At 63.1% G+C, this 20,316-nt stretch carries 21 protein-coding genes; 7 read left to right on the top strand and 14 right to left on the bottom strand.

Annotation, left to right across the window (positions count from 1 at the left end; all coding sequences use genetic code 11):
• From BMI86_RS07925 to BMI86_RS07915, 3 genes are all read right to left on the bottom strand, one after another.
• Window positions 1–747 carry a PP2C family serine/threonine-protein phosphatase gene (locus BMI86_RS07925; RefSeq protein WP_078540579.1) on the bottom strand — a complete coding sequence of 249 codons (747 nt, stop codon included), beginning with the start codon at window positions 745–747 and terminating at the stop codon, window positions 1–3.
• Window positions 748–751: 4 nt separating this feature from the next.
• Window positions 752–1,429: a VWA domain-containing protein gene (locus BMI86_RS07920; protein ID WP_078540578.1), complete on the bottom strand. Its 678-nt coding sequence runs from the start codon at window positions 1,427–1,429 to the stop codon at window positions 752–754.
• Window positions 1,430–1,608: 179 nt separating this feature from the next.
• Window positions 1,609–2,862 carry a tyrosine-type recombinase/integrase gene (locus BMI86_RS07915; RefSeq protein ID WP_078540577.1) on the bottom strand — a complete coding sequence of 418 codons (1,254 nt, stop codon included), beginning with the start codon at window positions 2,860–2,862 and terminating at the stop codon, window positions 1,609–1,611.
• A gap of 331 nt (window positions 2,863–3,193) precedes the next feature.
• Here BMI86_RS07915 and BMI86_RS07910 point away from each other — a divergent pair, with 331 nt between their 5' ends.
• Both BMI86_RS07910 and tig read left to right on the top strand, forming a co-directional pair.
• Window positions 3,194–4,150: a hypothetical protein gene (locus tag BMI86_RS07910; protein WP_168173811.1), complete on the top strand. Its 957-nt coding sequence runs from the start codon at window positions 3,194–3,196 to the stop codon at window positions 4,148–4,150.
• Between the two features lie 500 nt (window positions 4,151–4,650).
• Complete coding sequence (tig, locus tag BMI86_RS07905; RefSeq protein WP_078540575.1) at window positions 4,651–5,979, top strand: trigger factor; 1,329 nt, start codon at window positions 4,651–4,653, stop codon at window positions 5,977–5,979.
• 109 nt (window positions 5,980–6,088) lie between these two features.
• Here the strand turns inward: tig and BMI86_RS07900 are convergent, their stop codons facing one another.
• From BMI86_RS07900 to BMI86_RS07875, 6 genes are all read right to left on the bottom strand, one after another.
• A complete protein-coding gene (locus tag BMI86_RS07900; protein ID WP_078540574.1) occupies window positions 6,089–6,379 on the bottom strand; it encodes a hypothetical protein in 291 nt (96 codons plus the stop codon).
• Between the two features lie 87 nt (window positions 6,380–6,466).
• Window positions 6,467–7,630, bottom strand: coding sequence for a YihY/virulence factor BrkB family protein (locus tag BMI86_RS07895; RefSeq protein ID WP_078540573.1), 1,164 nt, complete (start codon window positions 7,628–7,630; stop codon window positions 6,467–6,469).
• 209 nt (window positions 7,631–7,839) lie between these two features.
• On the bottom strand, window positions 7,840–8,463 hold the full coding sequence (gene rplI, locus BMI86_RS07890; protein WP_078540572.1) for a 50S ribosomal protein L9: 624 nt from the start codon (window positions 8,461–8,463) through the stop codon (window positions 7,840–7,842).
• A 12-nt stretch (window positions 8,464–8,475) separates the two neighbouring features.
• The gene (gene rpsR / locus BMI86_RS07885) at window positions 8,476–8,700 is read right to left on the bottom strand and encodes a 30S ribosomal protein S18 (RefSeq protein WP_038073027.1); all 225 of its coding nucleotides are present in this window, start codon (window positions 8,698–8,700) and stop codon (window positions 8,476–8,478) included.
• 22 nt (window positions 8,701–8,722) lie between these two features.
• Window positions 8,723–9,076: a 30S ribosomal protein S6 gene (rpsF, locus tag BMI86_RS07880; protein ID WP_078520924.1), complete on the bottom strand. Its 354-nt coding sequence runs from the start codon at window positions 9,074–9,076 to the stop codon at window positions 8,723–8,725.
• Window positions 9,077–9,270: 194 nt separating this feature from the next.
• Window positions 9,271–10,113, bottom strand: a complete 843-nt coding sequence (locus BMI86_RS07875) for a DUF1223 domain-containing protein (RefSeq protein WP_246831665.1) — start codon at window positions 10,111–10,113, stop codon at window positions 9,271–9,273.
• A 307-nt stretch (window positions 10,114–10,420) separates the two neighbouring features.
• Between BMI86_RS07875 and acnA the strand changes: the two genes are divergently transcribed.
• Together acnA and BMI86_RS07865 are read left to right on the top strand one after the other, a co-directional pair.
• On the top strand, window positions 10,421–13,171 hold the full coding sequence (gene acnA, locus BMI86_RS07870; RefSeq protein ID WP_078540571.1) for an aconitate hydratase AcnA: 2,751 nt from the start codon (window positions 10,421–10,423) through the stop codon (window positions 13,169–13,171).
• Window positions 13,172–13,466: 295 nt separating this feature from the next.
• A complete protein-coding gene (locus BMI86_RS07865; protein ID WP_168173810.1) occupies window positions 13,467–14,078 on the top strand; it encodes a thioredoxin family protein in 612 nt (203 codons plus the stop codon).
• A 78-nt stretch (window positions 14,079–14,156) separates the two neighbouring features.
• Here the strand turns inward: BMI86_RS07865 and BMI86_RS07860 are convergent, their stop codons facing one another.
• Window positions 14,157–14,363 carry a cold-shock protein gene (locus tag BMI86_RS07860; RefSeq protein WP_078520927.1) on the bottom strand — a complete coding sequence of 69 codons (207 nt, stop codon included), beginning with the start codon at window positions 14,361–14,363 and terminating at the stop codon, window positions 14,157–14,159.
• 327 nt (window positions 14,364–14,690) lie between these two features.
• Between BMI86_RS07860 and BMI86_RS07855 the strand changes: the two genes are divergently transcribed.
• Both BMI86_RS07855 and BMI86_RS07850 read left to right on the top strand, forming a co-directional pair.
• Window positions 14,691–15,509 (top strand): alpha/beta hydrolase, encoded by an 819-nt coding sequence (locus tag BMI86_RS07855; protein WP_078540569.1) that lies wholly within the window; start codon window positions 14,691–14,693, stop codon window positions 15,507–15,509.
• A gap of 111 nt (window positions 15,510–15,620) precedes the next feature.
• On the top strand, window positions 15,621–16,205 hold the full coding sequence (locus BMI86_RS07850; protein ID WP_078520929.1) for a hypothetical protein: 585 nt from the start codon (window positions 15,621–15,623) through the stop codon (window positions 16,203–16,205).
• A gap of 9 nt (window positions 16,206–16,214) precedes the next feature.
• Here BMI86_RS07850 and BMI86_RS07845 read toward each other — a convergent pair whose 3' ends face one another.
• The 4 genes from BMI86_RS07845 to BMI86_RS07830 form a co-directional block, all read right to left on the bottom strand.
• Complete coding sequence (locus BMI86_RS07845; protein ID WP_078540568.1) at window positions 16,215–17,006, bottom strand: hypothetical protein; 792 nt, start codon at window positions 17,004–17,006, stop codon at window positions 16,215–16,217.
• 69 nt (window positions 17,007–17,075) lie between these two features.
• Window positions 17,076–17,828, bottom strand: coding sequence for a protein tyrosine phosphatase family protein (locus BMI86_RS07840; RefSeq protein ID WP_078520931.1), 753 nt, complete (start codon window positions 17,826–17,828; stop codon window positions 17,076–17,078).
• Window positions 17,829–17,869: 41 nt separating this feature from the next.
• Window positions 17,870–18,520, bottom strand: a complete 651-nt coding sequence (locus BMI86_RS07835) for a DUF6691 family protein (RefSeq protein WP_078540567.1) — start codon at window positions 18,518–18,520, stop codon at window positions 17,870–17,872.
• Window positions 18,517–19,032, bottom strand: a complete 516-nt coding sequence (locus BMI86_RS07830; protein ID WP_078540566.1) for a YeeE/YedE thiosulfate transporter family protein — start codon at window positions 19,030–19,032, stop codon at window positions 18,517–18,519. The genes BMI86_RS07835 and BMI86_RS07830 overlap by 4 nt, the downstream gene beginning before the upstream one ends.
• Before the next feature lie 154 nt (window positions 19,033–19,186).
• Here BMI86_RS07830 and BMI86_RS07825 point away from each other — a divergent pair, with 154 nt between their 5' ends.
• Window positions 19,187–20,077: a serine hydrolase domain-containing protein gene (locus BMI86_RS07825; protein WP_246831664.1), complete on the top strand. Its 891-nt coding sequence runs from the start codon at window positions 19,187–19,189 to the stop codon at window positions 20,075–20,077.
• Window positions 20,078–20,316 lie beyond the last annotated feature (239 nt).

Here is a 20,316-nt window from a genome sequence, read left to right as displayed (position 1 = left end):
TCACGTCTCCGATATAAGGATTAGCGTCTTGTCATCGTCGGTACGGCCACAAACCGACGGTCCTGCAAGATAATCGGAGAGTTTAGCAGACAGCCCGACAAGGCGTCCTTCATCCGATGTACCATCAAGCGGGCGAAACATGGGTTCGAAGAAACGAAGGTGAGCGGACTGCTCTAAATGCGACAGGGCTAGATCACCGACACCATCAGAGAACAAGGCGAACGCGTCATGTTCTCGTTGAAGACGTGTCATATTCAAACGCGGAGCAGGATCGTCGGTGACAAAGTACGTGCTGGAGGCATATTCTCCGTTCTCAGGCCAGCAAAGCACATCCCATTCCGATCCACGCCTACCCACAATCGCGCTATCGCCGATGTGTAACGAAACCACTTCATCCGGCGTGACAATGACAGAAGCCAAAGTCGAGGCAAATTGCCGTGGCGTCGAACCACGTCGAGCTGCAATCGCCGAAATTCGATCCCGCAGCTCATCGATCCAGTCTTCCATTATCTCGTTGGAAGGCAGACCGTGACTAGCCCTTACCCACTCTCGGAATCGCACTGAAAGCAAACGGCACGTGAGCCACGCACCATATGCACCGAATTGAGCACTGCCTGCACCATCCGAAACTACCGCAAAAATCCCATCATTTTCGACTTCCGAGACCGCGTATGCATCCTGCAATCTGTCACCGCTATGAAGGTGTGAAGTTCCGATTACGGACGCGGAAGCCCATCGCCACCCCATTTTATTACTCCGCTACCGCCCACCCATCTGGGGCAGCAGGATTATCCAACGGGACGGCATCACCGGGGTTGGACTGCGACACCGCGCTGAGCGAACTGGACAGCCACTGGAAAAGCTCCTTGAAAGCCAATCCCTTTAGCTTTAGCGGCTGCCGCGCTGCAATCTGCCCCAAAACGGTCATATCTGCTTGATCCACGCCTACAGCATAGAACATAAACTCCTTACGCTCTTCGCCTTCATGCACACGCCGCTTAGCTTCATCCCAACTGTCGGTTGGAGCGCCATCAGTTATCAAAAACACCCACGGGCGGTAATATTTCACACCATTCTCGCGGTAGCGGTTTTTACGCTCTCGAAGCATATCTAGCCCGGTTACGATTGCCTCGCCCATCGGGGTCATACTGTCCGCCACGAGCGTTTCAGGAAAAAATGAGTCTACCGTCGCAAAGTCCGACTTAATTTCGACGGGGCCGAAGGTGACCATCGCCAATTCCACGCGCTTCGCAGCCATGGGATCACCCATGAGCTCCTGCCGCAAAGTGGCCAGCCCTTCGTTCAACTCCATAATCGGCGCGCCACTCATGGAATAGGAGGTGTCCAACAGTAAGATTACCGGGCAGCGCTGCTCTGGGTTTTCCGCGAATTCCGCATCACTGAATGGCTCTTGATCGAAATCGCTCATGTTTATCTCCAACGGTACTTTTCATAAAGAACCTCGAGGCCTATTCAGCGGTGCTGTCTCAGGCCTCTCGGTTGATTGCGTAAATAAGCAGCATGACTTAGAGGACTTCGTCAAGACTGAGTTCACCTCGCGGCAATATCCCATCGGATCGTTTGATAAACACGACGATTGACCGTGCCTCAACCCGCTCCCCGCTTCCTGTTCGCAATCTGTCTCGCGATCGAAGCCTGAGCCTCAAGCAGTTCCCGCATTTCTGGGTCATCCTCTTCGGGCAGATCATCTTCAAGGATCGCCCCCCACTTCTCCAAGTGCTGCCGTGCGGCTTGCGGATTCAAGTGCGCGTAGGCCTGTTGCGTCACCAAGGTTGAAGAGTGCCCGAGCATCAGCGACACCATCTCAAGCGGCACCTGCTTGTTGAGCAGCATCGTCGCAATGGTCTTGCGCAGCGCATGAATCCCCAGCGGCTTCGGCCTGAGGGTTTCCCATACATGGCGCTGATGGCTCTTCGCGCAGGGCCTCGCATAGTCGGTCACCATGGGGAAAACATATTTCTCGGACCGCCTCGGGATGCTCTCGAGGTGCTTTACCTGCAACGGCCCAAGCGGAAAAACCTTGTCCTTGTGTGTTTTGTAGCGGGATGCCGGGATCGTCCAAGTCCCTACCTTTAGGTCCAGATCGCCCCACTGCATTTCGCGAGCCTCGACGCCTCGACAGGGGAAGAGCAACAGCATGCGGATCAGCTCGACTCCGATGGGAAACCGGGCATGATGGGCCGTCAGAGCCTCGGACAGCTCCTGCACGTCCTCTTGTGTGAATACGTCCAACCTCCTATGCGGCGTGGACATTTCCAACCCCTCGGCGGGGTTCCCAGTCATCCAGCCCTGCGTCCGGGCGATTGCCAGCAGCTTGCTGATATATGCGATCCAGCGCCGCACGGTCGCGGCAGAATTCGGCTTGGCTTGTGGCCTACCCGAAGGCGTGACGGGATGCTCTCGCCGCTTTTTGTCATACCAGTCTTGCAAAACCCGGTGAGTTATCCTGCCCAACTTCATTTTGCCAAGGTCAGGCTCGATGTGCTTTCGCCAAGTCCGCCGGATTTCTTCGGCGTGGGCGACACTGACCTTTCTGGCGTGTCGCTCCTCCCATTCTGCGAATACATCGCCAAGCGTCTCGACCTCGCGGGCACGGTCATTTGCCACCAGTTTACGCGCCCGATCACGAGCTGTTGCCACGCTCATATCGGCTACATCGCCGATCACCTCTTGCTTGCGCTTGCCGTCTTTCGCGGAGGTCCAGCGGGTGACGTATCTCTTCGAGGTTGGATAGATTCGCACAAGGAGCTGCGGGACCTCAGTGTCGGTTACCCACTGCCCGTCTTTTTCGAAATCCAGCCGTTCAATGGTCGCCTTGCTCAGTTTGATCCGTCTTGCCATATGTCCTTACCGCTACAATACCGCTACGCAGAGAATGAAAAAGTCACTCAAAGCACCAGATTCCCTGAAATCGCTTTGCAGGGACAAGTTATGCTGACTTTTCCTGTAATATCAATGGGCTTCAAGCTGACGCGCTTTTCCGCAAAATGTCACATCTGACGCCCGAAATAGTCCCAACACCAGATTTAGGTTCTGGCGCCTTTGGCGTGGGGGTTCGAGTCCCTTCACCCGCACCACTTCCCACTTGCGGAATATCACAAGATACCCTCGCCTTATCACGCGAGCGTGCTAATTTCGGATGGCTGCGCGGGCCTGCTACGCCCCCGCTTTGGTGACCGAAAGCGTGGGAGGCGTGATGGTCGAAGGCCCGCAAATGCCGCCCCGGCGGCCTGTCGAAGACGCGCCGGAGTCCGGCTCGCGCTCCCCCAATTCCAGCCACGCGCTCAGCCGCGACGCGATTGCGGCCAATCCGAATTTCTTCGCCGCCCAGAAAGTAGTGGCAACGATGCTGCTCGATGTGCAGGCGCAGACACCGCGGATCGCGCGGCACATGGCCTCGCATCGGCGCTGGCTCGTCAGCCAGACCAGCTTCGCGCTGGCGATGCGGGCGAAGACGGGGTCGGACGCTCCGGAGCTGACGCCGGGCCGCCTTCTTGCGGCGCTGACGCCCCATGTCGAGATCAACCGCAAGACGTTGAGCCAGTATCTGGGCGAGATGGAGGTGCATGGCCTGCTCGCCCCGCCGAGCGAGACGAAGGGCGACCGGCGCTTGCGGCCCGTCACCACGACGCCCATCGCCGAACAGGGGATGCGGCGCTGGTGCGAGGGGCATCTGCATTGCCTCGATATGCTCGACGGTGGCGCGCGGCTGGCAGCGGCGCGGGGCGATCCCGATCTTCCCTTCGCGATGCAGCGGCACATGGTCGAGATCATCCGCGCCGATCCCGAATGGCGCGCGCCGCCGCCCTCGATGGCGCATTTCCTCGGCTCCGACACCGGCGGCATCCTGCTCCATGCGCTGATCCGCATGCTCACCGACCTGCGCGAGACCGAGGGACGCATCTATCTCGAACCGGTCAGCATCGCCGCTCTGGCGGAGCAATTCCTGATCTCGGTCTCGAAGATCAAGCGGATGATCCAGAAGGCCGAAGAGGCGGGCCACCTTGGATGGGAATTGCCGCGCAGGCGGGGCCGCCTCTGGCTCGCGCCCGGTTTCGTGCGCGATCACTTCCGCAGGCAGGCAGTGAAGTTCGAATGCGTCGAACGCGGCTGGCGCGCCGCCGCCTAAGGACGAGAGGGCGGTTTTCCGGGCGCAACACGGGCCGCAAAGACGCGATCTGTCCGAAAATGACCGATCAGTTTCAAACACTTCTGACCTAGGATGACGGTAAGGGAGATCGTGACGTCCCTGCTTGGGCTCCGCAAACAAGGGGGCGGATTCGCCGAAGCGGGGAGAGATCACGACAACGCGCCCGTTCGGCGCAATCCCGGATTCGCGGCCGGGGCGACCATTGTGGGGTGGTGCGTCCCGGCTGCAACTTCCCTCCCTATGCGCTACAGCCGCGCGCCGCACCTTGCGCCGCTTTGTCAGCGCCCGCCCTGCCCGCTCTCGATCCTGTGTTCCCGGCATCTCCTCGCACGCGCCCGCCCGCGCGCGTATTTCACCGCCCGGAGGCCGCCCCGCAGCCCCTTTTCGCCTTGCCACCATGGCTGAGGCTCAATAGAAGGACGCCTGAAATTCGAGAACCGGCCGCGATCCGCGCGGCGCCCAGAGACAAAGGACAAACCATGCAGGTCACCGAGACCCAGAACGACGGCCTCAAGCGCGGCTACGAGATCACCATCACCGCCAAGGAACTCGACGAGAAGGTCACCGCGAAGCTTTCCGAAGCGCAGCCCGAGATCGAGATGAAGGGCTTCCGCAAGGGTAAGGTTCCGATGGCGATGCTGCGCAAGCAATTCGGCCCGCGCATCCTCGGCGAAGCGATGCAGGAATCGGTCGACGGCGCGATGAGCGAGCATTTCGAGAAAACCGGCGATCGCCCCGCGATGCAGCCGAAGATCGAGATGAAGGACGGCGAAGACTGGAAAGAGGGTGACGACGTGGTCGTGACCGTCGAGTACGAAGCGCTGCCGGAAATCCCGGATGTCGATCTGTCGGGCGTCAAGCTCGAGCGTCTGGTCGTGAAGGCCAATGAGGGCGAAGTGAACGAAGCGCTGGAAAGCCTCGCCGCGACCGCCAAGAACTTCGAAACCAAAGAAGGCGCTGCCGAGAACGGCGATCAGGTCGTGATCGACTTCGAAGGCTTCGTCGATGGTGAAGCGTTCGAAGGCGGCAAGGGCGAAGGCTACCCGCTGGAAGTCGGTTCGGGCTCGTTCATCCCGGGCTTCGAAGAGCAGCTCGTCGGCGCGAAAGCCGGTGACGACGTCGAAGTGACCGTGACCTTCCCGACCGAATACGGTGCGGAGCATCTCGCGGGCAAGGAAGCGCTGTTCAAGTGCAAGGTCCACGAAGTGAAGGCGCCCAAGGCTGCCGAGATCGACGACGAGATGGCCAAGCAGTTCGGCGCCGAAGACCTCGCCGCGCTGAAAGCCCAGGTCGCAGAGCGTCTGGAAGCCGAGTACCAGGGCGCTGCGCGTCAGGTGATGAAGCGTGGCCTGCTCGACCAGCTCGACGATCAGGTGAAGTTCGACCTGCCCCCCTCGCTCGTGGAAGCCGAGGCCAAGCAGATCGCGCACCAGCTCTATCACGAAGAGAACCCGGACGATCACGGCCATGACCATGGCGAGATCGAGACCACCGAGGAGCACAACACCCTCGCCGAGCGCCGCGTGCGCCTTGGCCTGCTGCTCGCCGAAATCGGTCGCAAGCAGGAGATCGAGGTCTCCGACGCCGAGATGACCCAGGCGATCATGAACCAGGCACGTCAGTACCCGGGTCAGGAGCGCGCCTTCTTCGAATTCGTGCAGCAGAACCCGCAGATGCAGCAGCAGCTGCGCGCGCCGCTCTTCGAAGACAAGGTCGTCGACTACATCGCTGGCGAAGCCAAGGTGGACGACAAGGAAGTCACCAAGGAAGAGCTGCAGAAAGAGATCGAGAAGCTCGACGAGCTGTGATCTTCGGGCGCTCAGCCCAGTAATAGCGAAGGCCGCCTCTCGGGGCGGCCTTTTGCGTTTGCGGATGGGACGCGGCGCGGATCGCGCCCGCCGCCACTCTCTTCGCGCCTCACTCCGCGGTCGGTACTTTCAGGAATTTCGCGTTCGGGATCAGCGAGGGCAGATCGGTCGCGGTCGCCACCTCGCGCAGCTTCTGGGCTGCACGATCCACCTTCAGGGACGCCGTGCGATCCGCCGCCGGATTGCCCGGTTCGATCCGGTCGTAAATCGCGGTGCGCAGCACCTCGCCCGCCGAGGCGAGCCGGTCGCGCGCGCCTTCGGGATCGTGCAGGTACAAAAGCCCGCCCGTCACGAGGATCGTGTGGGTCAGCGCGAAGTGCAGGATCGAAAACAGCCGCATGTCGGGGCCTCGTCAGGGTTGCTTGCCCGAACAGGATTCCCCGTAAAAACGGCGATTTTGAGGCTCGTTTCGCGCGCCCCGCCCCGCTCAGCCCTTGCGCGCGGGCGCAGGCGCCACCGCATCGGCCACCACGGCGTTGCGCGCGCCCAGCGGACGCGGGTCTCCGATGGTGCTGTCCTGCGCGGTCTGATGCTCGGCCTCGGAATTGATCTCGGCCCCCAGAAGAACAGCCGTCGTCGAGAGCCAGATCCACATCATCAGCACCACCACCGCGCCGATCGAGCCATAGGTGCTCGAGTAATTCGCGAAGTTCGAGGTGTAGAAGGAGAAGCCCGCCGAGACGATCAGCAGCAGGATCGACGCCGCGATCGCCCCCGGCACCACCCAGATCCAGCGCGGCGCGTTGCGCGCGGGCGCGTAGCGATAGAGCAGCATCAGCATCCCCACCAGCACCAGCGCCATCACCGGCCAGCGCCCCCAGCGCAGCACCGCATCCAGCGCCCCACCCATCGGGATGTAGTCGAGCATCACGGGCAGCACGGCGGCGACGAGGATCAGCGCGCAGACCATGACGATCCCGGTGATCGTCATGCCCAGCCCGAAGGCGTTGAGCTGCACGAAGCTGCGCCGCTCCTTTTCGCCATAGGCCACGTTGAGCGCACCGATCATCGCCTTCGCGCCGCCATTGGCCGACCAGAGCGCCAGAAGGACGCCGAAGATCGAGGCAAGGCCGAGCGCGTTCGAACTCGACCCGATGAGCTGCTCCAACTGGTTGCGGATCAACGTCAAGGCCTCGGGCGGGATGACGTTCTTCAGCGCATCGAGGTCCTGCAGCATGGTCTGGCGATCCGCGAAAATGCCGTAGATCGAGACGGTTGCGGTCAACGCCGGGAACAGCGCGAGCAATGCGTAGAAAGTCACGCCCGCCGCGACGGCCAGCACGCGGTCCTCGTCGATCTGGCCGTAAGCGCGCTTGGCGATGGCCTTCCAGCCCGCGCGGGGGATGTCGAACGGGCTGGCCGCCTGACGCCCCAGCGCGCGGTCGGCGGGCCGGTCGTAGCGATCAGTGCGGGTCGCGGGAACATGACGGGCGCTGCGGCCTTCGGTCGGCCCGTGGATCGCGGCCTGCCGATCGTCCTGATAGCGCCGCCACATGAGATAGGCGCCGAAGCCCAGAAGCCCCACCTGCACGAGCCGGTCGCGTCGGCTCGATGCGTCTTCGCGTGGGCCCTGCCCCGATCGTTTCGTCATGCGTGTCCCCTGTTTTCAAAGCCCTGAAGGCTATTTAGGGGCCAACGCCGGATTGCGGCACGCGGTTCCGGGGTCTGCGCGGCGCGTCGGGGCCCAACCATGTCATTAGACATATTTCGACAGGAATACCCCAACAGGCAAGCATGAAAAAACCGCGCCCCGAAAGGCGCGGTTCTCTATCTTTAAGACTGAAAGGTCGAAGCGACCGATCAGGCCTTGTCTTCGTCTTCGGCCGACTCGGGGGTGGCAACGGGGCCGCCCTCGTCGTCGTCGGAGGTCGCGCCGCCGATATCGTCGAACAGTTCGGCGATCTCGAATTCGGCTGCAGCCTCTTCCTCGGCCGCCACGTCCTGGATCGACTTGCCCGACGCTTGCAGTTCGGCCTCTTCAGGCGAACGTGCGACGTTGAGCTGGATCTCGGCGACGACTTCGGGGTGCAGGTGCACTTCGACGTCATGCAGGCCGAGAACCTTGATCGGCTGGCGGATGATGACCTGCTTGCGGTCCACCGAGAACCCCTGCTCCGAGGCGATATTCGCCGCGTCACGGGTGGTGACCGAGCCGTAGAGGTTGCCGCCATCCGAGGCCGAGCGGATCACGACGAAGGTCTCGCCGTCGAGCTTCGACGCCAGAGCTTCGGCTTCTTTCTTGGTTTCGAGGTTGCGTGCCTCGAGCTGGGCCTTGCGCTCTTCGAAAGCTTTGATGTTGCCTTCGTTGGCGCGCAGCGCCTTGCCCTGCGGCAGCAGGTAGTTGCGGCCGAAGCCGTCCTTGACGGTGACGACGTCACCCATCTGGCCGAGCTTGGCCACGCGTTCGAGAAGGATCACTTCCATCGGTCGGTCTCCTTATTTCACGGCGTAGGGGAGCAGGGCGAGGAAACGGGCGCGCTTGATCGCGCGGGCCAGTTCACGCTGCTTCTTCGCCGAGACGGCGGTGATGCGGGCGGGGACGATCTTGCCGCGCTCAGAGATGTAGCGCTGCAGAAGACGGGTGTCCTTGTAGTCGATCTTCGGCGCGTTCTCACCCGAGAACGGGCAGACCTTACGACGGCGGAAAAACGGTTTTGCCATGGTGTCTACTCCTGTCTACCGATCAACGGCGCTCGCGACGGTTGTCGCGTTCGTCACGTTTCTGCATCTGGACCGAGGGGCCCTCTTCGTGCTCGTCGACCTTGATGGTCAGGACGCGCATCACGTCGTCATGCAGACGGGCCAGACGCTCCATTTCCTGCACGGCTGCCGACGGGGCGTCGGTGCGCAGGTAGGCGTAGTGGCCCTTGCGGTTCTTGTTGATCTTGTAGGCCATGGTCTTCACGCCCCAGTATTCGGAATCGACGACTTTGCCGCCGTTGTCCGACAGGACCGTGGAGAAATGTTCGACAAGGCCTTCGGCCTGCGCGTTGGACAGATCCTGACGCGCGATGAGGACATGCTCGTAAAGCGGCATGCGAACTCCTGTATTTCGAGGCGGCTTCAAAGTTGGGCGTCTGATACTTCCGCAACCCAACACGAGAGGCTCCGCCGGTTCATAGCAAACGCGGAAGATGCGGCCTTATACGGGATGCGCGTCTGGATGCAAGGAAAAATCAGGGTACCGAAGGGGCGATTGCGCCCTGCCCTGACGGGCTCGACCCGGCCCGGTCAGTCGAGCTGACCTGCGGCGAGGATCGGACCGGGCAGCGGGCCGTTCTTGCTGGGGCGGGATTCCTGAACGATCACCACGGCGGGCGCATCCCCGTCGAGATCGACCGAGAGTGTCACCGGCGCGCGCCCGTCCCATTCGGCGATGCCGGTCAGGCTGGTGACGATGTTCTTGTAGGTCACCGTGCGCCCGGCATTTTCGCCGCGCAGGATGTCGACCGTGGCGGAGGGCTTGTAGCGCACGAGCTGCACCATCGCGGGTGTCTCAAGCTTATCGACGGGGCTCAGCGCGATCTCGTAATGATCGCCCTCTCCCGTGATCTTTAGATCGACCTCGGGATGGGCGTCGCTCTCGCGCGCGATGGCGGCATCAAGCGCCGCTTCCTGCGGCCCGATCAGGGCCTCGCGGCCCGCGATGATCATCTGCGGGGTGTAGACCGTGCGCTCGCCCGCGGCGATCGCATAGGATTTCTGACGGGCGGAAAACTCAGGCTTTCCAAAGGGATCCTTCCAGCCGAGATAGTCCCAGTAATCGACATGCAGCGCCAGCGCGATCACATCGTCCCGATCCGTGAGCTCCTTCAAAAGCGCATCCGCCGGCGGGCAGGACGAGCAGCCCTGCGAGGTATAAAGCTCAACCACGACCGGGTCGTGCTCGCCTTCGGTGTCGGGATCGGGCGCCACGGGGTTCGGCTTCGCGGGGGTGTCGGACTTCTCGGAGGCCATCTGGTCGAGGAGCGCCTCGGACGCGTTGAGACGCATCCCGGGCGGCGCGTCGGCTGCCCCTTGGGCAGACGCAAATTCCGCAAAGCTTACCAGCCCTGCGGCGAAAGCAGCTCCCATCGCGGTCAAACGTCCTGCGCGCACTCGAAAAACACTCCTCACTTCGCCGTCTTTATACCTAGCGTTTCTGCTCAGACCATGCCTAATCAATGTTTTGAGAGATTTCTTTCTGTCCGGGCGCGCGAAACGATATATGTCCAACGTATACGGCCCAAGCGCGGTTCAAGATGACGCTGGGTCGCTCCAGTCGCGTGTTTTTGTGTGCAATGGTATACTAAAAATGCCCCGACCCTCTTGAACGGATCGCGCGCTTGGGGCAAACACACGCCAGCGACACCCTTAGGACCCTTGAAGGGAGGCCATTCTCATGCCCATCGTTACCGGTAAGGATACCGCAAAGACCCGCCGCGAACTCAGCGTCGGCTCGAAGACCTATGCTTATTACTCGATCCCCGCCGCCACCGAGGCTGGCCTGGGTGATTTCTCGAAGCTGCCCGCCTCGCTGAAGGTGGTTCTGGAGAACCTTCTGCGGTTCGAGGATAACGGCTTCACGATCTCGGCCGACGACATCAAAGCCTTCGGCGAATGGGCCGAGCAAGGCGGCAAGAACCCGCGCGAGATCGCCTACCGCCCCGCCCGCGTGCTGATGCAGGACTTCACCGGCGTTCCGGCCGTGGTCGACCTCGCGGCAATGCGTGACGGCATCAAGGGTCTCGGCGGCGACGCACAGAAGATCAACCCGCTCGTGCCCGTCGACCTCGTGATCGACCACTCGGTGATGATCGACGAATTCGGCAACCCGCGCGCGTTCCAGATGAACGTCGACCGCGAATACGAGCGCAACATCGAGCGCTACAAGTTCCTCAAGTGGGGCCAGACCGCGTTCGAGAACTTCCGCGTGGTTCCGCCGGGCACCGGCATCTGCCACCAGGTGAACCTCGAATATCTCGCCCAGACCGTCTGGACCGACAAGGATCAGGACGGCACCGAAGTCGCCTATCCCGACACGCTCGTCGGCACCGACAGCCACACCACCATGGTCAACGGCGCGGCCGTTCTTGGCTGGGGCGTGGGCGGTATCGAAGCTGAAGCCGGCATGCTCGGCCAGCCGATCTCGATGCTGATCCCGGAAGTCGTGGGCTTCAAGCTGACCGGCGCCATGGTCGAAGGCACCACCGGCACCGACCTCGTGCTGAAAGTCGTCGAAATGCTCCGCGCCCATGGCGTGGTCGGCAAGTTCGTCGAATTCTACGGCGACGGCCTCGACAACCTGCCGCTGGCTCAGCGCGCGACCATCGCCAACATGGCGCCCGAATACGGCGCGACCTGTGGCTTCTTCCCGGTCGATGACGAGACCCTGCGCTATCTCGAGCAGACGGGCCGCGACAAGGACCGCATCGCGCTGGTCGAAGCCTATGCCAAGGAAAACGGCATGTGGCGCGACGCGGATTACGCGCCGGTCTACTCCTCGACGCTCGAACTGGACATGAACACCATCGTTCCGGCGATCTCGGGCCCCAAACGCCCGCAGGACTATGTCGCGCTGACCAAGGCCGCCGACGCGTTCGAAGGCGTGGTTGCCGATTACCGTGGCATCGACATTTCGGAAGACGCCAAGGACATGGCCGACGAAGGCCCGGTCGCGACCAAATCGGTCACCATCGGCAAGACCGCCAAGGTCGAAGGTGAGGATTACGAACTGCGCGACGGCTCGGTGGTGATCGCCTCGATCACGTCCTGCACCAACACCTCGAACCCCTATGTGCTGATCGGCGCGGGTCTCGTGGCGCGCAAGGCGCGTGAACTGGGCCTCAACCGCAAGCCCTGGGTGAAGACCTCGCTGGCGCCTGGCTCGCAGGTCGTGTCGGAATATCTGGAAGCCGCTGGCCTTCAGGAAGATCTCGACGCGGTCGGCTTCAACCTCGTGGGTTACGGCTGCACCACCTGTATCGGTAACTCGGGTCCGCTCCAGCCGGAAATCTCGAAGGCGATTAACGACAACGATCTGATCGCAACCTCGGTGCTCTCGGGCAACCGGAACTTCGAAGGCCGGATCTCGCCCGACGTGCGCGCCAACTACCTCGCGTCCCCGCCCCTCGTGGTGGCCTACGCGCTGGCCGGCGACATGAACATCGACCTGTCGAGCGACCCGATCGCCCAGACGCCGGACGGCAAGGACGTCTACCTGAAAGACATCTGGCCCTCCGACAAGGAGATCGCCGATCTCGTCGAGAAGGTCGTCACGCGCGAGAAGTTCATCGAGAAATACGCCGATGTGTTCAAAGGCGACGAGAAGTGGCAAGGCGTGGAAGTCGAAGGCGGCGAAACCTATGACTGGCCGCCGCAGTCGACCTACATCCAGAACCCGCCCTACTTCAAAGGCATGTCGCCGGAAGCCGGCACGATCTCGAACATCAAGGACGCGGGCATCCTCGCCGTGCTGGGCGACTTCGTGACCACCGACCACATCTCGCCGGCAGGTTCGTTCAAGCCCGACACCCCGGCCGGGAAATATCTGGTCGAGCGTCAGGTCGCACCGAAGGACTTCAACAGCTACGGTTCGCGCCGTGGTAACCACGAAGTCATGATGCGCGGCACCTTCGCCAACATCCGCATCAAGAACGAGATGCTGGACGGCGTCGAGGGCGGCTACACCAAGGGCCCCGATGGCGAGCAGACCTCGATCTTCGACGCGGCGATGGCCTATGAGAAAGCCGGCAAGCCGCTGGTGATCTTCGGTGGCGAGCAATATGGCGCAGGCTCCTCGCGCGACTGGGCGGCGAAGGGCACCAACCTGCTCGGCGTCAAGGCCGTGATCGCGGAGAGCTTCGAGCGTATCCACCGCTCGAACCTCGTCGGCTTCGGCGTGATCCCCTTCGAGTTCACCGAAGGCCAGACCCGCAAGGATCTGAACCTGACCGGTGAGGAAGAGGTCTCGATCGAAGGTCTCGAAGGCGAAATCAAGCCGCAGTCGATCGTGCCCTGCACCATCACCTACAAGGACGGCACCACCAAGGAGATCAAGCTCAAGAGCCGGATCGATACCGCGGTGGAGATCGAATACCTCAAGAACGGCGGCGTGCTGCACTACGTGCTGCGCAACCTCGCCAAAGCCTGAGGCTGACGGTTACGAGATTGGAGAAGGCCCCGCGAGCGCGGGGCCTTTTTCGTTTGGGAGGAGCGATCCGAATTTCGCCCGGGCGGCCAGCCCGGGCCGCGCCCGACCTCCCCCCGGGAGGGCGCATTGGCGACGTCATCACGGGCACAACCTACATTCGGACTTGCGAGATAAAGGGCCCGGTCACATGCGGAGCGAAGCCCCCACCCGAGGTCGGGCACGGCCCTCAGCGCGTAATTCCCGCCAAACCCACCGCCTGTGCTATACTCGGCCCCTCACAAGGGAGGACGACGCGATGAACAGACGCGAGATGTTGGCCCTGACAGTCGGGGCGATGACGGTGGGAGGTGCGTTGGGAGGCGCGCGGCCCGTGCAGGCCGAGGCGGTAATGGGCGATGGTGGGCTCTATCAGCAGCCCTTCTTCCATGAGGGTTTTCTCGATCTCGGGGAGGATCTTCAGGAGGCCGCCGATCAGGGCAAGGGGCTTCTGGTGCTTTTCGAACAGCGCGGCTGCCCCTATTGCCGCGAGATGCATCTGGTGAATTTCGCCAAGCCCGAGATCACCGGGCTGATCGAGAAGAGCTACATGGTCGTGCAGCTCGATCTCTGGGGCGCGCGCGAAGTCACCGATTTCGACGGCGAGGCGCTGGAGGAACGCGCGCTGGCGCAGAAATGGGCGGTGAATTTCACGCCGACGCAGGTGCTGATCCCGGCCGCGAATGCAGGGGCACAATCCGTGCGCGAGGCGGAAGCCTTCAGAATGCCGGGCTATTTCAAGCCCTTCCACCATCTGTCGGGGCTCGAATACGTGGCGAGCGGCGCTTACGCGGATCAACCGTTCCAGCGTTTCTTGCAGGACAAGTTCTCGGAGCTCAGCGCGAAGGGCATCGACCCGGACGTCTGGTGATCGGGCCCTTTAGAAAGCCCAAATGAAAACGGCCCGCGCGATTGCACGGGCCGTCTCAAACCGTCACACGGGCTCAGCTCACGCGAGCGCGATGTTACCTGCCGACTGGCGGCCGTCACGGCCGGTTTCCAGATCGTAGGTCACTTTCTGACCGTCATCGAGACGCTGGATGCCAGCGCGCTCAACGGCGGAGATGTGAAGGAAGATGTCTTTGCCGCCATCGTTCGGTGCGATGAAGCCATAACCCTTGGTGCTATTGAACCATTTCACGGTGCCTTCGGCCATCGTGAGTCTCCTATTAAATTATGCTGCCTGCGAAATGCGTCAGCTCGGCGTAGTCAGTTCTTGAAAGCAAACTGAAGCCGTAAGGAGACAGTGCATCTGGGAATCAAACGTAGCGAGAGAATACATAAGGCGAACGGGCTCTAATTGCAATGATCAAAGCATCTGAGGGGGTTGCACGGCACCGCGATCGACGGAATTCGGCGTCCTCCCGCCGAGGCGTGAAAACATGCAAAAAATATATGAGATTTCGGACCTTTGCCCGCGCCGCCCGCGTTACTTCAGTGAACAGGTGAGATCTTCAAACGCTGAAGACGCAGGAGGACCCCCATGACAGCAGCCCCGCTCGGCCCCGGCCAACTCAACGCAATCGACCATGGCGGCTCGGGTCGGCCCGTGGTCCTGATCCACGGCTGGCCGCTCTCGGGCAAGGCGTGGGAAAAACAAGTCCCGGCGCTGATCGCTGCCGGTCACCGCGTCATAACCTATGACCGTCGCGGCTTCGGTCTGGCGGAAAAACCGACCGAGGGCTTCGATTACGACACGCTCGCCGCCGATCTCGATTCGATCCTCACCGCGATGGATTTGCGTGACGTGACCTTGGTGGGTTTCTCGATGGGCGGCGGCGAGGTCGCGCGCTACATCCGCAACCATGGCGAAGACCGGCTGCGCGCCGCTGTCTTCGCCTCCGCCGTGACGCCTTGCCTGATGCAAAGCGAGAACAATCCCGACGGCCCGCTGACCAAAGAGGCCGCAGGCGAGATGGAACAGGGCCTGCGCGACGGGCGCGACGCGTTCTTCCCGCAATTCGTCGAGAATTTCTACAGCGTCGACGGCGATCTCAAAGCCTCTGCCGAGGAATGCGAACAGGCGGTGACCCTGTGCAACCAGTCCGACCAGAGCGCAGCACTTGGCTGCATGGAGGCGTTCGGCACCACCGATTTCCGCGAGGATCTGGAGGCGGTGCGCGTGCCCGTTCTGGTGATCCACGGCGACAGCGACGCGATCGTGCCGCTCGAAGGCTCTGGTGCGCGTACCTACCACGCGATCCCCGACAGCCAGTTCTTCACGATCAAGGGCGCGCCGCATGGCTGCAACGTGACCCATTCAGAAGAGTTCAACATCGCGCTGCTCGAGTTCCTGAGGTAACGCCCCGCCGCTTTCGGCATTCTGTTTACCCGGCCTGCGATCCCTTGCAGGCCGGGTTTCTCTTGCCTACAATGTTCATGCTTTGTTTCACCCCGACCCGCTGCCGCACCGATGACCACGCCCCACCCGTTCCCCCTGCGCGAAGGCCGCACCCATGAGGTTTGCGGCATCGGCGCCACGAGCTTCGCCTGCGCGGTCTGCGCCAGCACCACGGGGCCGATCCTCTGGGTGAACGAACGCCATCGCCGCGAAGGGCTCAATCCGCGCGGGCTGGTGAGCTTCTTCGACCCGGCGCGGTTGCTGCTGGCGCGCGGCAAGGACCAGACCGACACGCTTGCCGTGATGGAAGAGGCGTTGCGAGATGGCTCGGTACCGCTGGTGATCGGGGAATTGCCGCGCGAGATCGGGCTGACGGCCGGGCGGCGGCTGCAACTGGCCGCCAAGGAGGGCCGCGCGACGGGGCTGTGCCTGATCCTGCCCGATGGCGGCTCGAACGCGGCGGAGACGCGCTGGCACGCGATGCCCGTCTACGACAAGCTGCTACGCGAGGGGGTGGACTCACCCCGGCTGCGCTGGCGGCAGCTGAAGAACAAATCCGGCCCCTGCCGCGCCTGGGAGGTGGAGTGGAACGCGAAGACCCGCGCGCCCGAGATCCTCTCGGTCAATGACTGCGCGCCCTCGAGCGTACCGGTGTAGCCCCGCGGCTCAGAGGTCGAGCTTGTCCTCGATCGCGCCGATCTGGGCGACGGGATCGACGGGCCACTGGCTGATATTCTGCAAGCCGCGATCCTCCAGCACCTCGCTGCCCGGATGATCCGCCAGCCACGCCTCGATCTGCGCATCCCGCGCGCGCAGGAGGGCCGCGAATTGCGGACGGTAGAGCGTGACCATTCCGCTCAGCCACAGGTTCACCGCCCAGTTCGGATGCGCCAGTTCGATCGCGAAATGATCGAGCAGCCGGATCATGTCCTCGGCGCGGTAGAGGCATTCATCCGTCACCCAGCGATTGGTGGTGAAAATGCGGATCGCCCGGCCCTTCGCATCCACACTGATCGCGCCGATATGGACGAAGCGCGCAGCCGTATCCTCGGGGATTTTCGCACCGGGCAGGTCCCACGGCTCCAACCCCGGAATGATCCCTTCGGGGCGCATGAACAGGTGGAAATGCCCGTTCTCGCCCTCGGCCATCTCACGCGCGTCATGGGCGTGGTAGAAATAGTGGCAATGCGTCTCGGTGTCGAAGACATCGCCCTGCGGGTAGCGCGACCAGACCAGAAAATCCCCCTGCCCGCGCAGCACTTCCGAGACGACGCTCATCCCCGACTTCGACAGCACCGTCTCGCATTCGAGCACGGTCTCGGCCGCGTCATGCATCTCTTCCAGGCGCGCACGCGGCAGCCCCTCGATCCCCGGATTGGCGATGCGCAGCGTGGGCGCGGGCGTCGCCGGGTTGGCGCTGTCGGGTGACATCTCGGAGGGCGTTTCGGGTCGGGTCATCGGTCTCTCCTCATGCGAACGGGGCCAGCCTAGGCGCTGACCCCGTTCTTGTCATCGCGGCATCTGCGCTCAGAGCGGCTCCATGCCGAGCATCTCACGCACAGCCGGTTCGCGCGAGGTTTTCAGACCGACCTGACGGCCTTCCTCGATGGCGATCTCGTTCGGCACGCCTTTCGACGCGCGATAGAGCGCCCACATCGCGCCGACCCGGTTCGAGCTCTCGCAATGCAGCAGGATCGGATAGTTCGCCGGGTCTTCGACGATCTTCGCGAATTCGGCCACCTGTTCCTCGGTCGGCGCCTTGGTCGGCACGGAGATCTGAATGTAGTTCATCCCGGCCTTCTGCACCAAGTCGCCCTCGTTCGGCGCACCTTCGTCGGGCTTGAGCAGGCTCACGACGGTCTTGAAGCCGAGCATCTTGAGCATCGGGATGCCCGTCGGATCGATGAAGCCACCGGTGCCGACATAGGGCGTCGCGCGCAGGTAGTTGTCGACGATCGGGGGCATCTTGTCGCCATAGGGCGCCTGGGTTGCCTTGACGGTGGTGTCATAGGGCCCGCTAGCCATCGGCGCCGCGTCGCTGCCCGCATCCGCGGCCTTGGCCGCCGAGGGCGCACAGGGGTTTGCCGCAGCCGGTGCGCAAGGGTTGGCGGCCGCCGGTGCGCAGGGGTTGGCCGGCGCACAGGGGTTCGTCACAGCCGGAGCGCAGGGGTTGGTCGCCTGCGCGCTGGAAGTGGCGGGAACGGCGGCGCTCATCGCGACCGCAGTCACCGGCACCATCGCGGCGCGCAGCAGGCTCTTGCGTTTCTTATGCAGTTTCATGGACTTTTTCCTCCCTAGAATTTCGTCCGTATTACAAACCGTTACCCGCGCGCATCTGCCGATGCGGACGTCAGGGCGAACTCGTCGGCCTCGTCATCCGGGGCGCAGACCTCTTCGGCGGTGAACGGACCGCCGCGCGACCGCTCGAGGATCGTGCCGAGGCGGAAGCCCACGGCGGCGATGATGATCAGCGCCAGCAGGATCACCCATTCCGGCAGCCCGAAGAGCTGCGGCAGGGTCTGTGCCGTCGGCCCCTGACCTGCGAGGTAGAAATCCTTGATCGGGTCGAAGACCCAGGCGAAGACCGAGGTGCCGAGCACCATGCCGATCGCGAAGACCACCGCGTCGATCCGGCCCGAAGCCACGCCGACCACGGAGGTGCCCGGGCAATAGCCGCCCACGGCAAAGCCCGCGCCGATGAAGACGCCGCCCAGCAGTATCGCCCAGAAGAAGAGCGTCGGGATGAAGACCGCAGCCGGGCCCATCCAGCCCATTGTCCGCAGCACGTAAAGCCCCACGGCGCAGACGATCACGGCGGTGAACATCACCTTGAAGACCGAGAAGTCGCGCAGGGTGAACTGCCCCGTCAGCTTGCGCGGAGAGCCGAAGCCCGCTGCCTCAAGTGCATAACCGAACAGGATGCCCGACAGGAGGCCCGAGGCTATGCCGCTATCGTAAAGAGGGATGCTCATTGCCATATCCTCCGCATCATCATGGAGACGGCGAAGCCCGCCGCGAAGAAGCCGATCAGGAAGACGAAGCCCGCCACCGCGAGCGTAGCACTACCCGACAGGCCCAGACCCGAGGTGCAGCCGCGCGCCAGACGCGCGCCGAAGCCCACGAGCGCGCCGCCCAGCAGCGCGTAGACGAGGCGATTGCCGCTCGTGGTGCGCGGGCCGCGCTCCACCTTGACCGAAATCCGGCCCGCGCCTTTCGCGCCGAGCCACGCCCCGATCAGGACGCCGACCACTTCCCAGGTGATCCAGCTCAGCAGCGGGCTACCCGCCGCCATGAAGGGGCCGAAATAGGAATTGTCAGCGGTCGCCTGCGGGGCGACCCAGTCATTGGCCTGTGCCGCGAAGCGGGTCACGAAGCCGGATGCGCCGAGCCCGTGCCCGGTCACGACGAAGGTCAACAGCAGAGCCAGGCCGAGCGCGGTGCCGGCGGCGAGCGGTGACCAAAATGCTTTGGGTGCGTCTCTCATGAAAGCCTCCCTTCCTCCCATGATCATATTCATAAGTGATGATACAAAACGCCAAAGCCGTTTCAACTTTTTTCAGCGCCGCGATGCGGCAAATGACATACCATTGGAAAACGCCCTGCCCGCTCCACCGGAAAAATCATATAAAGACAAAGCTTTGACCCAACCCGCCACCGCCTTCACCGCGACGATTGACCGCGATGGTCGCTGCCAAACGGACCAGTCAGGGGCGCGGCTCTTTCCGTATTGGAGCTTCACCAAGCCCGTGATCGCGGCGCTGGCGCTGATGCTCGAGTCTGAGAAGCGGCTCGATCTGGACGCGCCGCTCGATCTGCCGGAGCTGGTTGCGGGGGGTACGCTAGCGCAGCTTCTGGAGCACAGCGCGGGTCTGCCCGATTACGGCACCCTGCCCGCCTATCACGCGGATGTCGCAGCGGGGCGCACGCCGTGGTCGCGTGATCTGCTCGTGGCGCGGACGCTCGCGCTGCCCGCGCCATTTCCGCCCGGCGAAGGGTGGCGCTATTCCAACCTCGGCTACATGCTCGCCCGTGAGGTGATCGAGGGCGTGGCAGGCCAGAGTCTCGCGGAACTGGTGCAGGAGCGGATCACAGAGCCGCTGGGGCTGGCGAGCGTCCGGCTCGCGGAAACGCCCGCTGATTTCGCCCCGCTTCACTGGCCCGAGGCGCGCGACTACCACCCCGGCTGGGTCTATCACCGCACGCTAATCGGCACGGCGGGCGATGCTGCGCGGCTATTGCACGGGCTGGGCGGGCTGCTCGCGCCACGCGCATTCGCCCGCATGACCGCCTGCCGCGAATTGGGCGGCGCGTTGCCCGACCGCCCGTGGACGCGGCATGGATACGGGCTGGGACTGATGTGCGGCAACTGGGGCGACACCCGCGTCTTCGGCCATTCCGGCGCGGGGCCGTTCAGCTCCAACGCCGTCTATCACTGCCCCGAGACCGGCCGCACCGCCGCCGCCTTCACGCATGGCCCCTTCGAAGGACCGGCGGAACAGACCGTGGCAAAAGCCCTGCTCGCGCAGTGAGTGAGCCATGCCCGGTGTGACCAACACCGGGCAGCGCCCGACCTCCCCCCGGGAGGGCGCTTTTGCAGCCTGACCGCGCGCATCAGCGTTGGAGGTGTGAGGCGCGATAAAGCGAAGACCACCGAGACCTTGCCTGCGCCCACCCGAGGTCGGACGCTCCCCTCATCGCAAGCAAGAGACGTCGCCAAAAAGAAAGGCGGCAACCTCCGTCGCCGCCTCTCCAAAGATACCGTGAAATC

The organism is Thioclava sp. DLFJ5-1 (assembly GCF_002020115.1).
In the GTDB taxonomy this organism is placed as follows: Bacteria; Pseudomonadota; Alphaproteobacteria; order Rhodobacterales; family Rhodobacteraceae; genus Thioclava; species Thioclava sediminum.
This window is presented reverse-complemented; position numbering and strand designations above follow the sequence as displayed.

Excerpts from the sequence above, each read along its gene's own strand:
- acnA (WP_078540571.1), top strand. The coding sequence starts at position 10,421 with ATGCCCATCGTTACCGGTAAGGATACCGCAAAGACCCGCCGCGAACTC.
- BMI86_RS07830 (WP_078540566.1), bottom strand. The coding sequence starts at position 19,032 with ATGAGAGACGCACCCAAAGCATTTTGGTCACCGCTCGCCGCCGGCACC.
- BMI86_RS07875 (WP_246831665.1), bottom strand. The coding sequence starts at position 10,113 with ATGGGAGCTGCTTTCGCCGCAGGGCTGGTAAGCTTTGCGGAATTTGCG.
- BMI86_RS07850 (WP_078520929.1), top strand. The coding sequence starts at position 15,621 with ATGACCACGCCCCACCCGTTCCCCCTGCGCGAAGGCCGCACCCATGAG.
- rplI (WP_078540572.1), bottom strand. The coding sequence starts at position 8,463 with ATGGAAGTGATCCTTCTCGAACGCGTGGCCAAGCTCGGCCAGATGGGT.
- rpsR (WP_038073027.1), bottom strand. The coding sequence starts at position 8,700 with ATGGCAAAACCGTTTTTCCGCCGTCGTAAGGTCTGCCCGTTCTCGGGT.
- BMI86_RS07840 (WP_078520931.1), bottom strand. The coding sequence starts at position 17,828 with ATGAAACTGCATAAGAAACGCAAGAGCCTGCTGCGCGCCGCGATGGTG.
- tig (WP_078540575.1), top strand. The coding sequence starts at position 4,651 with ATGCAGGTCACCGAGACCCAGAACGACGGCCTCAAGCGCGGCTACGAG.
- BMI86_RS07860 (WP_078520927.1), bottom strand. The coding sequence starts at position 14,363 with ATGGCCGAAGGCACCGTGAAATGGTTCAATAGCACCAAGGGTTATGGC.
- rpsF (WP_078520924.1), bottom strand. The coding sequence starts at position 9,076 with ATGCCGCTTTACGAGCATGTCCTCATCGCGCGTCAGGATCTGTCCAAC.
- BMI86_RS07925 (WP_078540579.1), bottom strand. The coding sequence starts at position 747 with ATGGGGTGGCGATGGGCTTCCGCGTCCGTAATCGGAACTTCACACCTT.
- BMI86_RS07900 (WP_078540574.1), bottom strand. The coding sequence starts at position 6,379 with ATGCGGCTGTTTTCGATCCTGCACTTCGCGCTGACCCACACGATCCTC.
- BMI86_RS07915 (WP_078540577.1), bottom strand. The coding sequence starts at position 2,862 with ATGGCAAGACGGATCAAACTGAGCAAGGCGACCATTGAACGGCTGGAT.
- BMI86_RS07845 (WP_078540568.1), bottom strand. The coding sequence starts at position 17,006 with ATGACCCGACCCGAAACGCCCTCCGAGATGTCACCCGACAGCGCCAAC.
- BMI86_RS07920 (WP_078540578.1), bottom strand. The coding sequence starts at position 1,429 with ATGAGCGATTTCGATCAAGAGCCATTCAGTGATGCGGAATTCGCGGAA.
- BMI86_RS07855 (WP_078540569.1), top strand. The coding sequence starts at position 14,691 with ATGACAGCAGCCCCGCTCGGCCCCGGCCAACTCAACGCAATCGACCAT.
- BMI86_RS07835 (WP_078540567.1), bottom strand. The coding sequence starts at position 18,520 with ATGAGCATCCCTCTTTACGATAGCGGCATAGCCTCGGGCCTCCTGTCG.
- BMI86_RS07895 (WP_078540573.1), bottom strand. The coding sequence starts at position 7,630 with ATGACGAAACGATCGGGGCAGGGCCCACGCGAAGACGCATCGAGCCGA.
- BMI86_RS07865 (WP_168173810.1), top strand. The coding sequence starts at position 13,467 with ATGAACAGACGCGAGATGTTGGCCCTGACAGTCGGGGCGATGACGGTG.